Annotated in this window: 14 protein-coding genes and 1 tRNA gene; 8 read left to right on the forward strand and 7 right to left on the reverse strand. The window is 70.9% G+C overall.

The genetic code is table 11. The annotated features are described in order from the left end of the window. Positions 1-9 precede the first annotated feature (9 nt). Entirely contained in the window at positions 10-2,343 is a 2,334-nt protein-coding gene (locus tag ACO1X9_RS00810) for a beta-xylosidase/alpha-l-arabinosidase (protein ID WP_486348930.1), read from the forward strand. Then, positions 2,340-3,524 carry an endo-1,4-beta-xylanase gene (locus ACO1X9_RS00815; protein WP_486348931.1) on the forward strand — a complete coding sequence of 395 codons (1,185 nt, stop codon included), beginning with the start codon at positions 2,340-2,342 and terminating at the stop codon, positions 3,522-3,524. Before ACO1X9_RS00810 ends, ACO1X9_RS00815 begins: the two co-directional genes overlap by 4 nt. Positions 3,525-3,631: 107 nt before the next feature. Here the strand turns inward: ACO1X9_RS00815 and ACO1X9_RS00820 are convergent, their stop codons facing one another. Both ACO1X9_RS00820 and xylA read right to left on the reverse strand, forming a co-directional pair. Next, positions 3,632-5,017, reverse strand: a complete 1,386-nt coding sequence (locus ACO1X9_RS00820) for a xylulokinase (protein ID WP_486348932.1) — start codon at positions 5,015-5,017, stop codon at positions 3,632-3,634. 69 nt (positions 5,018-5,086) lie between these two features. Next, complete coding sequence (gene xylA, locus ACO1X9_RS00825) at positions 5,087-6,280, reverse strand: xylose isomerase (protein WP_486348933.1); 1,194 nt, start codon at positions 6,278-6,280, stop codon at positions 5,087-5,089. A gap of 120 nt (positions 6,281-6,400) precedes the next feature. On the opposite strand from xylA, the gene ACO1X9_RS00830 reads away from it, so the two are divergent. Both ACO1X9_RS00830 and ACO1X9_RS00835 read left to right on the forward strand, forming a co-directional pair. Continuing rightward, complete coding sequence (locus ACO1X9_RS00830) at positions 6,401-7,414, forward strand: LacI family DNA-binding transcriptional regulator (RefSeq protein ID WP_486348934.1); 1,014 nt, start codon at positions 6,401-6,403, stop codon at positions 7,412-7,414. Further along, the gene (locus tag ACO1X9_RS00835; RefSeq protein ID WP_486348935.1) at positions 7,411-8,043 is read left to right on the forward strand and encodes a polysaccharide deacetylase family protein; all 633 of its coding nucleotides are present in this window, start codon (positions 7,411-7,413) and stop codon (positions 8,041-8,043) included. Before ACO1X9_RS00830 ends, ACO1X9_RS00835 begins: the two co-directional genes overlap by 4 nt. 122 nt (positions 8,044-8,165) lie before the next feature. Here the strand turns inward: ACO1X9_RS00835 and ACO1X9_RS00840 are convergent, their stop codons facing one another. Next, a complete protein-coding gene (locus ACO1X9_RS00840; RefSeq protein ID WP_486348936.1) occupies positions 8,166-9,197 on the reverse strand; it encodes an ABC transporter permease in 1,032 nt (343 codons plus the stop codon). Further along, entirely contained in the window at positions 9,194-10,678 is a 1,485-nt protein-coding gene (locus ACO1X9_RS00845; protein ID WP_486348937.1) for a sugar ABC transporter ATP-binding protein, read from the reverse strand. Before ACO1X9_RS00845 ends, ACO1X9_RS00840 begins: the two co-directional genes overlap by 4 nt. Before the next feature lie 253 nt (positions 10,679-10,931). On the opposite strand from ACO1X9_RS00845, the gene ACO1X9_RS00850 reads away from it, so the two are divergent. The 3 genes from ACO1X9_RS00850 (at position 10,932) to ACO1X9_RS00860 (ending at position 14,275) form a co-directional block, all read left to right on the forward strand. Then, complete coding sequence (locus ACO1X9_RS00850; RefSeq protein WP_486348938.1) at positions 10,932-11,972, forward strand: substrate-binding domain-containing protein; 1,041 nt, start codon at positions 10,932-10,934, stop codon at positions 11,970-11,972. Between the two features lie 115 nt (positions 11,973-12,087). Then, entirely contained in the window at positions 12,088-13,248 is a 1,161-nt protein-coding gene (locus ACO1X9_RS00855; RefSeq protein WP_486348939.1) for a Gfo/Idh/MocA family protein, read from the forward strand. A 25-nt stretch (positions 13,249-13,273) separates the two neighbouring features. Beyond that, positions 13,274-14,275, forward strand: a complete 1,002-nt coding sequence (locus ACO1X9_RS00860; protein WP_486348940.1) for a sugar phosphate isomerase/epimerase family protein — start codon at positions 13,274-13,276, stop codon at positions 14,273-14,275. Positions 14,276-14,367: 92 nt separating this feature from the next. Here the strand turns inward: ACO1X9_RS00860 and ACO1X9_RS00865 are convergent, their stop codons facing one another. Then, on the reverse strand, positions 14,368-15,576 hold the full coding sequence (locus ACO1X9_RS00865; protein WP_486348941.1) for an ROK family transcriptional regulator: 1,209 nt from the start codon (positions 15,574-15,576) through the stop codon (positions 14,368-14,370). 54 nt (positions 15,577-15,630) lie between these two features. On the opposite strand from ACO1X9_RS00865, the gene ACO1X9_RS00870 reads away from it, so the two are divergent. Then, positions 15,631-17,178 carry a helicase HerA-like domain-containing protein gene (locus ACO1X9_RS00870; protein WP_486348942.1) on the forward strand — a complete coding sequence of 516 codons (1,548 nt, stop codon included), beginning with the start codon at positions 15,631-15,633 and terminating at the stop codon, positions 17,176-17,178. 6 nt (positions 17,179-17,184) lie between these two features. Here ACO1X9_RS00870 and ACO1X9_RS00875 read toward each other — a convergent pair whose 3' ends face one another. Next, positions 17,185-17,949 carry a hypothetical protein gene (locus ACO1X9_RS00875; RefSeq protein WP_486348943.1) on the reverse strand — a complete coding sequence of 255 codons (765 nt, stop codon included), beginning with the start codon at positions 17,947-17,949 and terminating at the stop codon, positions 17,185-17,187. 21 nt (positions 17,950-17,970) lie between these two features. Beyond that, a tRNA-Ser gene (locus tag ACO1X9_RS00880) sits at positions 17,971-18,055 on the reverse strand. Between the last annotated feature and the right edge of the window lie 55 nt (positions 18,056-18,110).

An 18,110-nucleotide genomic window follows, 5' to 3' on the forward strand; every position in this document is an offset into this window, starting at 1 on the left:
TCCACCGCAATGACGAACATCGAGACCCGCCCGGCGACCGACGTCGACGAGCTCATCTCCCGACTCACGCTCGAGGAGAAGGTCGCCCAGCTCTACGGCGTGTGGGTGGGCGCGAACGCCGACGGCGGGGATGTCGCCCCCAACCAGCACGAGCTCACGGGCGACATCGACCTGGATGCGATCGTGCCCCTCGGTCTCGGCCAGGTGACGCGCGCCTTCGGCACCGTGCCCGTCGACCCCGCGCTCGGCGCCCTGTCGCTCCTGCGCATCCAGCAGCGGCTGCTCGCCGAGAGCTCCGCCGGCATCCCGGCCGTCGCGCACGAGGAGTGCCTCGCCGGCTTCGCGGCGTGGGGCGCGACCGCCTACCCCGTGCCGCTGTCGTGGGGTGCGGCGTTCGCGCCGGAGCTCGTCGAGCGGATGGCGCGGCGCATCGGCGAGGACATGGCGTCGGTCGGCGTGCACCAGGGCCTCGCACCCGTGCTCGACGTCGTGCGCGACGCGCGCTGGGGTCGTGTCGAGGAGACGATCGGCGAGGATCCCTACCTCATCGGGTCGATCGGGGCCGCCTACGTGCGGGGTCTCGAGACGGCGGGCATCGTCGCGACGCTCAAGCACTTCGTCGGCTACTCCGCCTCGCGCACCGGTCGCAACCTCGCACCGGTGTCGATGGGGCCGCGCGAGCGCGCCGACGTCATGCTGCAGCCGTTCGAGATGGTGCTGCGCGACGGCAAGCCGCGTTCGGTGATGAACGCCTACACCGACACCGACGGCGTGCCGTCGGCCGGCGATCGCGCGCTGCTGACCGACCTGCTGCGCGGCGAGCTCGGCTTCGACGGAACCGTCGTCGCCGACTACTTCGCGGTCGCCTTCCTGCAGCTCCACCACCGCGTGGTCGGGTCGATCGGCGAGGCGGCGGCTCTCGCACTCGAGTCCGGAATCGACGTCGAGCTGCCGACCGTGCACGGGTACGGGCAACCGCTCCTCGACGAGGTGCGCCAGGGCCGCCTCGCCGAGACGGTCGTCGATACCGCTCTGCGCCGCGTGCTGCGTCAGAAGGCCGAACTCGGGCTGCTCGACGACTCCTGGTCGGCGGTGCCGCCGGTGCTCGCCGGGAAGGACCTCTCCGACCCCGAGGCGCTCCGCGGCACCGTCGACCTCGACCCCCCGGTCAATCGGGCGATCGCGCGCGAGCTCGCCGAGCAGTCGGTCGTGCTGCTGCGCAACGAGGGCGTGCTGCCGCTCGCCGCTCCCGCCCGCATCGCGGTGCTCGGGCCGACCGCCGACGACTTCGCCGCGGTGCTCGGCTGCTACTCGTTCCCGCTGCACGTGGGCGCGCATCATCCCGAGGTCGCGGTGGGCATCGAGATCCCGACGCTGCTCGACGCGGTGCGCGCCGAGTTCCCGGCGGCGACGGTCACCCACGCCGAAGGCACGACGATCTCCGGCGGCGAGACCGACGGCATCGCGGCGGCCGTCGCGGCGGCGAAGGCGGCGGATGTCGTCATCCTCGCCCTCGGCGACCGTGCGGGCCTCTTCGGGCGCGGCACCTCGGGCGAGGGATGCGATGTCGAGTCGCTCGACCTGCCCGGAGCCCAGGCGGCGCTGCTCGACGCGGTGCTCGACACGGGCACACCCGTCGTGCTCACGCTCCTCGCCGGACGCCCGTACTTCCTCGGCCGCGCGGTCGAGGAAGCCGCCGCGATCGTGCAGACCTTCTTCCCGGGCGAGGAGGGCTGCGGCGCGATCGCCGGGGTGCTCTCCGGCCGGGTGAACCCGTCGGGGCGCCTGCCGGTGTCGGTGCCCGCCTCGCCCGGGGCGCAGCCGTCGACCTATCTCGCGTCGCCCCTCGCCCGGTCGACCGGTGTGTCGAGCGTCAAGGTGGGCGCCGCGTATCCGTTCGGTCACGGTCTGTCGTACACGTCGTTCGACTGGTCGGATGCCGCGGCCGAGTCCTCGGTGATCGGCACCGACGGCGCGGGGCGGCTCTCGGTGACGGTGCGCAACACCGGGTCGCGCGCCGGCGCCGAGGTCGTGCAGGTGTACCTCAACGATCCCGTCGCCTCGGTCGTGCGTCCCGTGCAGCGGCTCGTCGGCTATCGCAAGGTCGAGCTCGAGCCCGGCGAGGCGGTGCGGTTGACGGTCGAGGTGCCCGCCGATCTCGCCGCCTTCACCGGCATCGAGGGTGACCGCATCGTCGAGCCGGGCGAGCTCGTCGTGGGCTTCGGTCGCTCGAGCGGCGACATCCCGATCACCGTTCCCGTGCTGCTCGAGGGCCCGGTGCGCGTCGTCGGGCCCGACCGCGCGTTCCACCCGGTCTGGACCGAGGAGCGCGTCACGGGATGACCGCCCTCCCGGCCCACCGGCTCGCGACCGCCGTCGTGGAGGTGGAGTCGGGCGGCGTTCCGCTCGTCGACACCGAGGTCGTGGTCGAGCTGACCCGCCATGCGTTCGGCTTCGGCAACATCGGGTTCGAGCTGCTCGACCACGCGAACGGCGACGGTGCCGAAGGTGACGACGAGCTCGCGCGGCTCTGGTTCGACGCGTTCGACCTCGCGATCCTGCCGTTTTACTGGGCCGACTTCGAGCCGACCGACGGCGCCCCGCAGACCGCGCGGCTGCGGCGGGCGGCGGAGTGGTTCGCCGCGCACGACGTGCGGCTCAAGGGGCATCCGCTCGTCTGGCACACGCTCGCGCCGCCCTGGCTGCTGTCGCGGCCGCTCGACGAGATCGCCGATCGGGTGGCGGCGCGCGTTCGACGAGAGGTCGGCGGCTTCGCCGGGCTGATCGACACCTGGGACCTCGTGAACGAGGCCGTCATCGCGCCCGTCTTCGACAACGGCGACAACGCGATCACACCGCTCGCCGCCCGGCTGGGCGGTGCGGGCCTCATCGCGCACGCGGCAGAGCACGCCGTCGCCGCGAATCCCGGGGTCGCGCTGCACGTCAACGACTTCGACCTCTCACCCCGCTACGAGGAGCTCGTCGATCGGGTCCTCGAGCTCGGCGTCCCCGTCGCGGGCATCGGCCTCCAGACGCACATGCACCAGGGATACCCCGGCGAGGAGCGGGCGCTCGAGGTCGCGGATCGTTTCGCGCGGTTCGGCATCCCGCTGCACTTCACCGAGACGACGCTGCTGTCGGGCGACCTCATGCCCGCCGACATCGTCGATCTCAACGATTACGTGCGCGACGACTGGCCGTCGACGCCGGAGGGCGAGGCGCGGCAGGCCACCGAGCTCGAGGCGCACTACCGGTCGCTCTTCGGGCATCCGGCGGTCACCTCGATCACGTACTGGGGTCTCGCCGACCGGGGTGCGTGGCTCGGCGCCCCCGCTGGTCTCGTGCGGCCGGACGGAACCCCCAAGCCCGGTTACTTCGTGCTGCGCGATCTCATCCGCCGCGAATGGTGGACGCCGCCGCAGACGCTGCGTACCGACGCCTCCGGCCGCGTGACGGTGTCGGGTGCGAAGGGCCGCTACCGCCTCACGGCTCCGGGCGTCGAGCAGAGCTTCGACGTCGGCTGACAGCTTTCCGTTTTCAGGAGGATGCGTGACGGGAGTGACGCCTGACCTGTCGCGAGGTGACTTCAGGCAACACCAGCCACACGGACTCCTGAAAACGGAAAGTCGGCTCAGAGGCGAGCGGCGTACTGTGCGCGGATGACGGGGCGGTGATCGGATGCCGCCTCGGCCGTGAGAGGGACGGTCCAGTCCGGGCGCGCCCCGGACGCGACCCATGCGGCCTGCACCGCGCCGCCGCGCGCGACGTACTCGCCCGGCTCGGGCACCGCGACGGGGACGTCGAACACCTGCGACGCGATCGCCGACACCGCCGGGTTCTGCGCCGCGCCGCCGATGAGCAGGATGCGCTCGGCGACGACTCCGGTCGCCCGCACCGCGTCGAGGCCGTCGGCGAGGCCGCACAGCAGCCCCTCGATCGCGGCCCGAGCGAGACTCTCGCGTGTGGTGGTCGCGAGAGTCATGCCGAACAGGGTCGCCGTCGCATCCGGGCGGTCGGGGGTGCGCTCGCCCTCGAACCAGGGCTGCAGCACGAGGCCGCCGGCTCCGGGCTCCGCCTCGAGCGCGAGGGCTCCGAGCTCGTCGTGGGTCACGCCGAGTACGCGCGCGATCGCGTCGAGCACGCGCGCGGCGTTGAGGGTGGCGACGAGAGGGAGGTAGACCCCGCTCGCGTCGGCGAACCCGGCGACGGTGTCCGACCCGGCGGGGGAGCCGGTCACCGCGAAGACGGTGCCCGACGTGCCGATCGAGACGACGACATCCCCCTCGCGTGCGCCGAGGCCGAGGGCGGCACCGGCGTTGTCGCCCGCGCCGGGGCCGACGAGCTGCCCACCCGGGAGGGTGCCGGCGGCCTCGCCGGGGCCGAGCACGCGGGGGAGGATCGCATCGTGGCCGAGCGCCGCGACGAGCAGTTCGCGGTCGTAGTCGTTCGTGTGCGGGTTCCAGTACGAGGTGCCGCTCGCGTCGGAACGGTCGGTTGTGAGCTCGGCGAAGTCGGCATTGCCCGGGCCGAAGCCGCGGAGGCGCCAGGTCAGCCAGTCGTGCGGGAGCGCGACGGCCGCGACCCGCGCGGCGTTGTCGGGCTCGACATCCCGCAGCCAGCGCAGCTTCGTCGCCGTGAAGCTCGCGACCGGGCGCGACCCGGTGCGGGCGACGATGTCGGGGAACTCCTCCGCGAGCTGGCGCGCTGCGTCGGCGGAGCGGGTGTCGTTCCACAGCAGGGCGGGGCGGATCACGTTGCCGACGGCGTCGAGCACGACCATCCCGTGCTGCTGCCCGGCGATCGAGATCGCGGCGACGTCATCCAGCCCGCCCGCGGCGGCGATCGCCTCCTGCAGCGCCTCCCACCACGCGGCGGGATCGACCTCGGTGCCCTCGGGATGCTTCGCGCGCCCCTCCCGCACGGTGGCGCCGGTCGCGGCATCCACGATCACGACCTTGCAGCTCTGCGTCGACGAGTCGACTCCCGCGACGCGCGCCCCGCTAGGAACGAAGGCCATTTCTGGCCTTCGTCGCGGCGCCAGCGCCGACGGCCGTCTCGGCCGTCGGGTCACTCAGGATGCCGCTCGTCACGAGCGCGCGCCCATGAGGTGCTCGGTGGCGAGCTGCTGCAGACGCACGAAGCCGCCGCCCTTGCCGCCGAGGTACGCGGAGGTGTCGAAGTCCTCGTAGGCCGAGCGGTCGGCGAGGAACTGCTCGTAGGTCTCGCCCTCGTCGAGGGTCGGGATCGACAGTTCGGCGACCTTCGCGGCCTCGAGCGCTTCCTGCACCTCGGGGTCGGCGCGGAAGGCCGCGGCCCGCTCCTTGAGCAGCAGGTAGGTGCGCATGTTGGCCTTCGCCGACTCCCACACGCCGACCTCGTCCTCGGTGCGCGAGGGCTTGTAGTCGAAGTGGCGGGGGCCGTCGTACGCCGGCACGCCGCCCGGGCCGCCGTTCTCGAGGAGGTCGACGAGGGCGAACGAGTTGTGCAGGTCGCCGTGCCCGAACACGAGGTCCTGGTCGTACTTGATTCCGCGCTGGCCGTTGAGGTCGATGTGGAAGAGCTTCCCGTGGAACAGCGCCTGTGCGATGCCCGCCGCGAAGTTGAGGCCCGCCATCTGCTCGTGGCCGACCTCGGGGTTGAGGCCGACGAGCTCGGGGCGCTCGAGCGAGTCGATGAACGCGATCGCGTGGCCGAGGGTGGGGAGCAGGATGTCGCCGCGGGGCTCGTTCGGCTTCGGCTCGATCGCGAACCGGATGTCGTAGCCCTTGTCGGTGACGTAGTCGCCGAGCAGGTTGACGGCCTCGCGGTAGCGCTCGAGCGCCTGACGGATGTCCTTCGCGGCGTCGTACTCGGCGCCCTCGCGGCCACCCCACATGACGAAGGTCTTCGCTCCGAGCTCGGCACCCAGGTCGAGCTGGCGGAACACCTTGCGCAGTGCGAACCGGCGCACGTCGCGGTCGTTCGCGGTGAAGCCGCCGTCCTTGAAGACGGGGGCCGAGAAGAGGTTGGTGGTGACCATCGGGATCTTCATCCCGGTGGCCTCGAGCGCGCCCTTGAGGCGGTCGATCTCCTTCTGACGGGTGGCGTCGTCCGAGCCGAACGGGAAGAGGTCGTCGTCGTGGAAGGTGAGGCCGTAGGCGCCGAGCTCGGCGAGCTTCTCGACCGCGTGCACGGTGTCGAGCGGCTTCCGGGTCGGGCCGCCGAAGGGGTCCGTGCCGTTGTAGCCGACGGTCCACAGGCCGAAGGTGAACTTGTCGGCGGGCGTAGGAGTGAGGGACATCGTGAGCTCCGTTGATCTGAGTGCCGGTGGCGATATGTTGCGGGTTACAACATATCCCGGAAACGCGTACAGTGATAGCCGCTTCGATACTTTCGAACCGAATCCCGACAAGGAGCACCCGTGACGGAGCAGGCGCGAGTCACCCTCGCCGAGATCGCCGAGCAGGCTGAGGTCTCGCTCTCGACGATCTCGAAGGTGCTCAACGGCCGCTCCGACGTCTCCGCCGCGACCCGAGGTCGTGTCGAGGACCTCCTGTCACATCACGGCTACCGGCGCCGCGGCAGCACGACCGCCCCGAACTCGCTCATCGAGCTCGTCTTCCACGAACTCGAGTCGGCGTGGTCGATGGAGATCATCAAAGGTGTCGAGGATGTCGCCCGCGCCCACGGGCTGAGCGTCGTGCTCACCGAGAGCGGCAGCCGGCACGCTCCCGCCGCGGACTGGATCGACGGCGTGCTGCAGCGACGCCCGGTCGGCGTGGTGCTCGTGTTCGCCGCCATCCCCGACCAGTACCGCGAGACCCTGCAGGCGCGCAGCATCCCGTTCGTCATCATCGACCCCGCGGGCGATCCGACCCCCGACGTGCCGAGCGTCGGCTCGGCGAACTGGTCGGGCGGCCTCATGGCGACCCGGCACCTCCTCGAGCTCGGCCACACCCGCATCGCGGCGATCACCGGCCCGCACGACATGATGTGCTCCCACGCGCGCATCGACGGCTACCGCTCGGCCATGACCGCCGCCGGGTTGTCGATCGACCCGGACTTCATCCGCTTCGGCGACTTCCACACCGCGGGTGGGCGGCTGCACGGCCACGAGCTGCTCGATCGGCCCGACCGTCCGACCGCGATCTTCGCCGGCAGCGACCTGCAGGCTCTCGGCGTGCTCGAGGCGATGCGCCAGCTCGGGATGAACGCCCCCGACGACGTCTCGATCGTGGGCTACGACGACATCCCGCTCGCGACCTGGGTGAGCCCGCGCCTCACGACCATCCACCAGCCGCTGCGCCGCATGGCGGAGGAGGCGACGCGACTCGTCATCCGCCTGCGCAAACCGGGCGCGGAAGGGGTGTCGCGACTCGACCTCGCGGTCGACCTGGTCGTGCGCGAGAGCACCGCTCCTCCCCGGTCGGCGTGAAGCTCTCGACGACACCGGTCTCGGCCGCCGAGGGCGAGGGGCTCGTCGCCGCGCTGACGTTCGACGACGGCCCGAACGGCGCCGACACCGCGGCCCTCCTCGATCTGCTGGGCGAGCACGGCATCCGGGCGGTGTTCGCGGTGATCGGCTCTCAGTTGGCGACCCCGGATGGCGTGGCGCTGCTGCGCCGGATGGCGCGCGACGGCCACGTGCTGTGCAACCACTCGACGTCGTTCGACGACATGGGCTCGCTGTCGGTCGAGGATGCCCGGGCGCGGATCGCCGAGAACTCGCGGCTCATCCGAGAGGCCCTCGGCGACCCCGAGGCGCCCATCCCGTACTTTCGGGCTCCGAACGGCTCGTGGGGTCGCACCGCGGAGGCCGCCGTCGCCGAGGGGCTGCAGCCGCTCGCCGTCGTGAACACGATCGGCGACTGGATGACGCAGGACGAAGCCGTGCTCACCGCGCGGCTGCGGGAGGCGGTGCGGCCCGGCGAGGTCGTGCTCGTGCACGACGGCGGCGGCCCCCGGGCGGCCTCGGTCGCCGCCGTGCGCACCGTCGTCGAGGAGCGTCTCGCCGCGGGCTGGACGTTCGTGCTGCCGCGCGGCTTCGGGGTTTTGTCGGGTTAGTTGCACATTGCTCCGTCTTCCGGGTGCAATCTGCAACTGGCGGGAGCGCCGCCGCCGGCCAGTTGCACAATGTCGCCGGAGGACGCGACATTGTGCAACTAACCCGACAGAACCCAGTCCGGCTAACTGCGACTGTTGCGGGCGGCGAAGCGCTGCTGCAGCAGCACGGCGACGACGATGATGATGCCCTTGATGACGGCCTGCACCGAGGTCGAGAGGTTGTTGAGCGTGAACACCTGCGACAGGGTCGAGAAGATGAGCACGCCGAGCACGGTGCCGACGATGGTGCCGCGCCCGCCGATGAGCAGGGTGCCGCCGACGACGACGGCGGCGATGGCATCGAGCTCGTAGAGCGTGCCGTGGGTCGAGGTTCCGACGCCCGTGCGGCCCATCATCATGAATCCCGCGATGCCCGCCGCCGTGCCGGCCAGCACATAGAGCATGACGGTGTGGCGCTTCACCTTGAGACCCGCGAGGCGCGACGCTTCGTAGTTGCCGCCGAGCGCGACCGTGCGTCGGCCGAAGGTGGTGCGGCTCAGGAGGAACCAGGCGGCGATCGCGACGATCGCGAAGATCCAGATGAGCGGGTCGATGCCGAGGAAGTTGCCGCGGAAGAAGTCCTTGAACTCGTTGCTGTTGATGATGAGCGTCTGCCGGTTGCCGATGAGCTCGGCGAGGCCGCGGGCGGCGACGAGCATCGCGAGGGTCGCCATGAACGGCACGACCCGCCCGTAGGCGATCACGAGGCCGTTGAGCAGTCCGGCGGCGGCGCCGACGGCGATCGGGATGATCACGAGCAGCAACCACGAGCTGCCGCCGGCGGCGGCCTGCACGACCGCGAGGGTGCCGACGATCGACGAGAGTCCGAGGACCGACCCGACGGAGAGGTCGATGCCGCCCGCCGTGATGACGAACGTCATGCCGAGGCTGACGACCCCGGTGATCGACGCGAACCGCAGGATCGTGAGGAGGGTGTCGACATCCGTCATGCGGTCGGGCCGGGTGATGATGCCGGCGACGACGATGAGGATGAGGGCGATGACGAGCCCCAGGTTGCGGCCGGCCGAGCCGGAGAGGAAACGGCGCAGCGCGCTCGGTCCCTCACGCTCCTCGACGGTCACGGGGGCGGCGGGGGAGGTGGTCGGCTCGCTCACGCGGCGTGTCCTTTCATGACGAGGTCGAGAACGGCGGGCTCGTCGAGCTCCGTCGCGGGAGCCTCGCGCACCACGCGTCCGTCGCCGATGACGAGGACGCGGTCGGCAAGGCCGAGTACTTCGGGGATCTCGCTCGACACGACGACGATGGCGGCGCCCTCGTCGGCGAGCTTGCGGATCAGCGCGTAGATGTCGGCGCGCGCGCCGATGTCGACGCCGCGGGTGGGCTCGTCGAGCAGCAGCACGTCGGTGCCGTGCACGAGCCAGCGCGCGAGCATGATCTTCTGCTGGTTGCCGCCGGACAGCGTGCCGGTCACCCGGGCGGGGTCGGCGGGGCGCAGGTCGAGGGCCGCGATCTGCTCGGTCGTCGCCTCGGTCTCGCGGCGTTCGTTGAGGATGCCGCCCCGCGCCATGCGGGTGAAGCTCGAGAGTGTGACGTTGCGGAAGATCGGCTCCTCGAGGAGGAGGCCCTGCGACTTGCGCTCCTCGGGGGCCAGACCGACGCCCGCATCGACGGCGTCGCGGACGGAACCGGCGCGCAGCACACGCCCGGCGACGCTGACGCGCCCCGCGGTGCGCTTGCGAGCGCCGTAGACGGTCTCGAGGATCTCGGAGCGGCCCGAGCCGACAAGGCCCGCGAGTCCGACGATCTCCCCGGCACGCACGTCGAACGAGACGTCGGAGAAGACGCCGCGCAGGGCGAGACCCTCGACCTCGAGCACCGTCGCGGCGTCGGCGGGGAGCTCCTGCCGGGGCGGGAACACGTACTCGACCGCGCGGCCGGTCATGAGCTCGATGAGCTCGGGCGTCGGCGTGTCGGCGACCGGGAGGCCGGTGGCCATCGAGGCGCCGTCCTTGATGACGGTGATGCGATCGCCGACCTCGCGGATCTCTTCGAGTCGGTGCGAGATGTAGATGACCGCGATCCCTTGCGACGTGAGCTCTTCGATGACCCGGAAGAGGTTCTTGACCTCCTCGGAGTCGAGCACGGCACTCGGCTCGTCCATGACGATGAGCTTCGCGTCACGCGAGAGCGCGCGGGCGAGGCTCACGATCTGCTTGTGCGCGGCCGACAGTTCTCCGACCTCGCGGTTCGGGGGGATCTCGCCGTGGCCGAGGCGCTCGAGCAGTGCTCGGGTTGCGCGTGCGGCATGCCCGCGGCGCAGGAATCCTGCGACCGAGAGTTCGTGTCCGAGGAAGATGTTCTCGGCGACGGTCAGTCCGTCGACGACGTCGAGCTCCTGGTACATCGTCGCGATGCCGAGCGCGAGCGCGGCCGTGGGGGTCGGGATGACGACGGGCTCGCCCTGCCACAGGATCTCGCCCGAGTCGGGTTGATGCGCGCCCGCGAGGGTCTTGATGAGTGTCGACTTGCCCGCACCGTTCTGCCCGAGGACGCAGTGCACCTCCCCTGCGCGCACCTCGAGGTCGACTCCGCGCAGGGCGCGTACTCCGCCGAACGACTTCTCGATGCGGCGCATCGCCAGTAATGACGTGTTCCCGTCGCCTTTGACCATTCGGCGAAGATAACAGACGTTCGAGGGCCGTGGCCAGGAGTCGAAAGTTTTGGATGACTGATTTGGCGGCACTTACGACGAAACGCCGAAAGAAGTTGACGGATGCCCGGCGATCTATGTAGCGTGTCCGACGTCAGCGCCGACGGCAATCGCTGTGCTCCCTGCAGCGTCGGCGCGGTAACCAATTCTGCGCATCACACGACCTAGGAGGACGCGAATGCTCCGCGCATCGAAGCGCCGCACTCAGCTGCTCATCACCACCGGCGCCGCTCTGGCGATCGCCGGACTGATCACCGGCTGCACCGCCAGCACGGGCGGCGGCAACAACACCCCGACCAACAACACCGGCAACGACGAGTCGGGCGAGACGATCACGATCGGCTTCTCCGGCCCCGCCGCCGACCACGGCTGGCTCGGCGCCATCAACTCCGGCGCGATCGCCGAAGCCGAGAAGTACGACGACATCGAACTCATCGTCGCCGAGGGCACGAACGATGCGAACCTGCAGATCAGCCAGGTCGAGTCGTTCATCAGCCAGGGCGTCGACGCCATCGTGCTGCTGCCCACCGACGGCGCCGCGCTCACCGAGGTCGCGATCCAGGCGATGGAGGCCGGCATCCCGGTCATCAACGTCGACCGCGAGTTCTCGAGCACCTTCGCCGCGCGCACCACGATCCTCGGTGACAACTACGGCATGGGCGTGAGCGCCGGCACGTACATCTGCGAGGCGCTCGAAGGCAACTCCGACGCGGTCGTCGCGGAGATCGCCGGCATCGACTCGCTGCCGCTGACGCAGGACCGCTCGCGCGGCTTCGCCGACGCGCTCGAGGACTGCGGTCTCGAGGTCAGCGCCCGCGTGGCGGCCGACTTCACCGTGCAGGGCGGCGAGGCCGTGACCTCGCAGCTGCTCGCGTCGGAGCCGCAGATCGACGCGATCTGGAACCACGACGACGACCAGGGCCTCGGGGTCCTGGCCGCGATCGAGGCCGCCGGCCGCGACGAGTTCATCATGGTCGGTGGCGCGGGTTCGCGTAACGCCATGGAGCTCATCCAGTCGGGCGACAGCGTGCTGAAGGCGACGGTCATCTACCCGTCGACGCAGGCCGCTGACGGCATCCGTCTCGCCCGTCTCATCGCGCAGGGCAAGGCGCTCGCCGACCTCGTCGAGGTCGAGGTGCCGTCGCGTATCGTGCTCAACGCTCCGGTCGTGACGGCCGAGAACGTCGAGCAGTACCTGCCCACCGCGTTCGCGTCCTAACCGACCCGAGCCACCTCGCGGGGCGCGCGTCGTCGATTGGGTTCGACGCGCGCCTCGCGCGGGGTCTCCCGAGACCCCGGAATCGCCCACCAGACTTTCGAAGGACTTCAAGCGAATGGCACCGTTGCGCGTCGCGATGATCGGACACGGCTTCATGGGAGCCGCCCACTCGCAGGGCTGGCGCACAGCTCCCCGGTTCTTCGACCTCCCGCGTGATGTCGAGCTGACCGTCGTCGTCGGCCGTCGCGCCGAGGGCGCCGCAGCCGCCGCCGCGAAGTGGGGCTGGGCCGAGTCGAGCGACGACTGGCGCTCCGTGATCGCCCGTGACGACATCGACGTCGTCGACATCGTCACCCCCGGCGACTCGCACGCCGAGATCGCCATCGCCGCCCTCGAGGCCGGCAAGCACGTGCTCTGCGAGAAGCCTCTCGCCAACTCCGTCGCGGAGGCCGAGGCGATGACCGCGGCCGCCGACGCCGCCTTCGCGAAAGGCGTCGTCGCGATGGTGGGCTTCACCTACCGTCGTGTCCCCGCCGTCCAGCTCGCCCGTCAGCTCGTCATGAGCGGACGCATCGGCCGTATCCAGCAGGTGCGCGCCGCCTACCTGCAGGACTGGCTCTTCGATCCCGAGTCGCCGCTCACGTGGCGGCTCGACAAGGAGCTCGCCGGCTCCGGCTCCCTCGGCGACATCGGCGCGCATGCGATCGACCTCTCCGAGTTCGTCACCGGGATGAAGCTCGCCTCCGTCTCGGGAACCCTCGAGACGCTCGTGAAGGAGCGTCCCGTGCTCGCCGAGCAGTCGGGCCTCGGCGGCAAGGGCGGCACCGACCGCGGCCCCGTGACCGTCGACGACGTCGCGCTCATCGTCGGGCGCTACGATTCGGGCGTGCTCGGCACCTTCGAGGCGACGCGGTTCGCGACAGGTCGCAAGAACGCGCTGCGCCTCGAGGTCTCGGGCACGGGGGGCGCGATCGCGTTCGACCTCGAGGACATGAACTCGCTGCAGTTCTACGACGCCACCGCGCCCGAGGGCGAGCAGGGCTTCCGCCGCATCCAGGTGACCGAGCCCGTGCACCCGTACGTGGCCGCCTGGTGGCCCCCCGGGCACATCCTCGGCTACGAGCACGGCTTCAGCCACCAGGTCGTCGACTTCGTGCAGGCGATCGACGACGGCACGCAGCCCGAGCCGTCGTTCGCCGACGGCCTGCACGTGCAGCGCGCGCTCGCGGCCGTCGAGGCGTCCTCCGGTGCAGGCAGCGCCTGGACCACCGTCTGACCCACCTCTCTCGAAGGAGACCCCCATGGCGCGTCCGATCACCCTGTTCACCGGCCAGTGGGCCGACCTTCCTCTCGAGGAGGTCGCCAAGCTCGCCTCCGGCTGGGGTTACGACGGCCTCGAGCTCGCCTGCTGGGGCGACCACCTCGACCCGTGGCGCTGGGACGAGCCGGGCTACGCCGAGGGCAAGCTCGAGCTGCTCGAGAGGTACGGCCTCAAGGTGTACGCGATCTCGAACCACCTCAAGGGCCAGGCGGTCTGCGACGACCCGATCGACCAGCGACACCGCGACATCCTGAGCGACCGCGTGTGGGGCGACGGGGATGCCGAGGGCGTGCGCCAGCGTGCCGCCGAGGAGATGAAGCACACGGCGCGTCTCGCGGCGAAGCTCGGGGTCGACACCGTCATCGGGTTCACGGGCTCGTCGATCTGGAAGTACGTCGCGATGTTCCCCCCGGTCTCGCAGGAGGCGATCGACGCGGGCTACCAGGACTTCGCCGACCGCTGGAACCCGATCCTCGACGTGTTCGACGAGGTGGGCGTGCGCTTCGCGCACGAGGTGCACCCGAGCGAGATCGCCTACGACTACTGGACGACCGTGCGCACGCTCGAGGCGATCGGGCACCGCCCCGCGTTCGGCCTCAACTGGGACCCGTCGCACATGGTCTGGCAGGACCTCGACTCCGTCGGGTTCCTCCTCGACTTCGCCGACCGCATCTACCACGTCGACTGCAAGGACACCCGCAAGCGCATGACGAACGGCCGCAACGGTCGGCTCGGCTCGCACCTGGCGTGGGCCGACCCCAAGCGCGGCTGGGACTTCATCTCGACCGGCCACGGCGACGTGCCGTGGGAGGACGCGTTCCGGGCGCTCAACGCGATCGGCTACACGGGCCCGATCTCGGTCGAGTGGGAGGACGCCGGGATGGACCGGCTCGTCGGCGCCCCCGAGGCGCTCGAGTTCGTGCGGCGCCTCGCGTTCGACGCCCCCGATGCGGCGTTCGACGCGGCTTTCTCGACCAAGTGAACTACTCGACGGTCGAGTAGCGCCGCCGGCGCGTGTCGAGACCTGCCGCGGGTCTCGACACGCCGCTGCGCGGCTACTCGACCACCGAGTGCTCAGGCGGCGCCCGCCACCATCGCCTCGACCCGGTCGGGTGACAGGGCGTGGTGGATGGCCAGCATGCAGGCGCCGAGCACGCCGGCATCCGCTCCGACCCGCGACTGGGTGATCTGCAGGTGCTCCGTGGCGAGCGGCATCGAGCGCGTGTAGACGACTTCGCGCACCCCGGCGATGAGGTGCTCGCCGGCCTGAGCGAGTGCGCCGCCGATGACGATCGCGGACGGATTGATCAGCGAGACGCACGTCGTGAGCACTTCACCGATGTCGCGGCCCGCTTGGCGGACGGCCTGGATCGCCTCGAGGTCGCCCTTCTTGACGAGCTCGACGACATCCTGGCTGCCGTGCGGCTCGCGACCGCCGGTGCTCAGCTCGCGGGCGAGCGCGCGGCCGGACGCGAGGGCTTCGAGGCAGCCGCGGTTGCCGCAGTGGCAGGGCACGTCTTTGCCGCGGGCGACGTAGACGTGCCCGATGTCGCCCGCGGTGCCTTGCGCCCCGCGTTGCAGGATCCCGCCGGAGATGACGCCCGAGCCGATGCCGGTGGCGACTTTGACGAAGATCAGGTGGTTGGCATCCGGCCACGCCAGCTCCCGCTCGCCGAGCGCCATGATGTTGACGTCGTTGTCGACGAGCACGGGGACGTCGAACGACTCCCGCAGGCGACCAGGGACGTCGTAGCGGTCCCAACCCGGCATGATCGGCGGGTTCGTGGGGCGACCCGTCGAATGCTCCACCGGACCGGGGACGCCGATCCCCACCGCGAGGAGGTCGGTGCGGCTGCGCCCGGTGCGGGCGAGCAGGTCGCCCGCGGTCGCCTCCACCCAGCTGAGCACCCGCTCGGGGCCGTCGGCGACGGGGATCGACTCCGCCGTCTCGGCGAGGATGCGTCCGGTGAGGTCGCTGACCGCGGCGCGCACGTGTGAGGCGCCGACGTCGACACCGAGAACGACACGACCGGATGCCGCGAGTGCGAACTGCGCCGACGGCCGACCGCCGGTGGAGACGGCATCGCCGATCGCGCCGACGAGCCCGAGTCGCATGAGGGCGTCGATGCGCAGACCGATCGTGGAGCGCGCGAGCCCGGTGATCGCGGCGAGTTCGGTACGGGTGCGCGGCTTCCCGTCACGGAGGATCTGGAACAGATCGCTCGTGGCGGACGAGCCGAGCGGATTGACGTGGGTGAACCCGTCGGGACTTTCGTCGTTCACTGTGACATCTAAGCAGCATCGCCGTCCGAAGTGGGGCCGCCCTAGGCTCTTCGCATGTCCCCGGCACCTCTCTCGCGCGCCGAACTCGAGGCCATCCGCTCCGGTTATGCGTTCGAGGCCCCCGCGCTCGAGGTGGGTGCCGTCGTGAACGGCGACGTCCTCGCCGACGTGCCGGTGCGCATCCCGATCGCGATGGTCAACCGCCACGGCCTCGTCGCCGGTGCGACCGGCACGGGCAAGACGAAGACGCTGCAGGTGCTCGCGGAGCAACTCTCCGCCGCCGGAGTGCCGGTCTTCGCGGCGGACATCAAGGGCGATCTCTCCGGCATCGCGACCGAGGGTGTTCCGAGCGAGCGACTGCTGGCCCGCACGCGAGGTCTCGGCCAGGACTGGACGCCCGCCGCCTCGCCCACCGAGTACTTCACGTTGGGCGGGATGGGAACCGGCGTGCCGATCCGCGCGAGCGTGCAGCGCTTCGGGCCGCTCCTGCTGTCGAAGGTGCTCGGGCTCAACGACACCCAGGAGTCGAGCCTCGGCCTCGTCTTCCACTACGCGAAGCGCGCCGAGTTGCCGCTCGTCGACCTCGGCGACCTGCGCAGCGTGCTCACGCACCTCGTGTCGGCGGAGGGCAAGGGCGAGCTGGCCGAACTCGGCGGCCTCTCGAAGGCGACCGCGGGAGTCATCCTGCGCGAGCTCATCAACTTCGCCGACGAAGGCGCCGACGCCTTCTTCGGGGAGCCCGCGGTCGATGTCGCCGACTTCCTCCGCACCGCTCCCGACGGCCGCGGCATCGTGAGCCTCCTCGGCGTGCCCGGTGTGCAGGACAAGCCCGCGCTCTTCTCGACCTTCCTCATGTGGCTGCTCTCCGAGCTGTACGCCGCGCTGCCCGAGGCGGGCGACTTGCCGAAACCGAAGCTCGTGTTCTTCTTCGACGAGGCGCACCTGCTGTTCCGTGACGCCTCGAAGGACTTCCTCGCCGTGGTGACCCAGACCGTGCGGCTCATCCGCTCGAAGGGCGTCGGCATCTTCTTCGTCACGCAGACCCCGAAGGACGTGCCGGGCGACGTGCTCGCGCAGCTCGGCAGCCGCGTGCAGCACCAGCTCCGGGCGCACACCCCCGACGACGCGAAGGCGCTCAAGGCGACGGTCTCGACCTACCCGCGGTCGGGCTACGACCTCGCGGAGGTGCTCACGACCCTCGCGACCGGCGAGGCGATCGTGACCGTCATGAACGAGGAGGGCGCGCCGTCACCGGTCGCCTGGACGCGGCTGCGCGCCCCGCGCGGGTCGATGTCGCCGACGCCGCCCGAGGCGATGGCGGCGATCGTCGCCGCCTCGCCTCTGCTCGCCCGCTACGGCACTCCCGCCGATCCGCCGTCGGCGCAGGACCTGCTCGCCGCGCAGAGGCGCGACCGCGACCGCGACGCCGAACCCGTCGCGCCGCGACGTGAGAGCGCGCCCCCTGCCGCGCGGAAGGAGCGGGGCGCCGATGCCGCCAGCTCGCCTCCGGCCGCCAAGATCCCGGCCGCCCCGCGGCGTCGCGCACCGAAGCGGAACCTGCTGCGGCGACTGCGCGACGCCCTGTTCGGCCAGGCGCGCTGACCGGGGTCAGGCCATGATCGGCATGCCGAAGAGCGTCATGATGCCCACGGTGATGCCGACGGCCGCGGCGAGCACGAGCGCGAGGAGCGCGGCGACGAGCCACGGCCGGTTCTCGAACCAGTACGCGCTGCCCGGGTAGTTCTCGAAGAACTCCGACACGGGGAGGGGTTCGGGCGCCACCGTGACGTGCACGGGCAGTGCCGCGGCGATCTTCTCGAGGTCGCCGGCGTGCCAGAAGGTGCCGCGCAACCGGAACAGCCGCGCCCCCTCGGCGTCGCGCACGAGCAGTTGCGGCACGGTCTCGGTGGACTGACCGAGGTAGACGGGCACGAGGTCGACCTTCGCGATGCGGTCGAGCGGAATCCGTTCCATCGGGCTGAAGATGCCGCGCCCGCGCAGCTCCCCGTCGGCGATGACGGTGTCGACGGTGAGCTGCCGGAACAGCAGTGCGAGCGAGGCGACCACGACGATCACCTGCGCGAGCACGACCCAGCCGCCCTGGCCCCGCGGGATGGCGAACCAGTAGAGCACTCCCGAGATGGGGACGAGCACGACCACGATCGACACGAGGGCCGAGACGAGCAGTGACCGGCGCGGCACGATGCGCACGGCGGGCTCGCTCACGTGGGTGACTCCCCCCTGGTCGAAGTCCCGCCGCGGGAGCGGCGGGTCGGCGGATGCGGGTGGTGCGGGTGCGGCGTTGCGGGTGGCGAAGCGGGGTTCTCGGCGGAGGATGGGGGATTCGAACTCCCGGAAGCGCAGTGCTTTCACCCGACCGGTTACTTCTTCTCGCGGAGGATGGGGGATTCGAACCCCCGAGGGCTTTCACCCAACACGCTTTCCAAGCGTGCGCCATAGGCCACTAGGCGAATCCTCCTGAGGACCCTCCGCGCACCCGTCAGAGCCCGGTTACCCTTGCTACGTTTCCGTCC

Source organism: Pseudolysinimonas sp. (assembly GCF_057350545.1).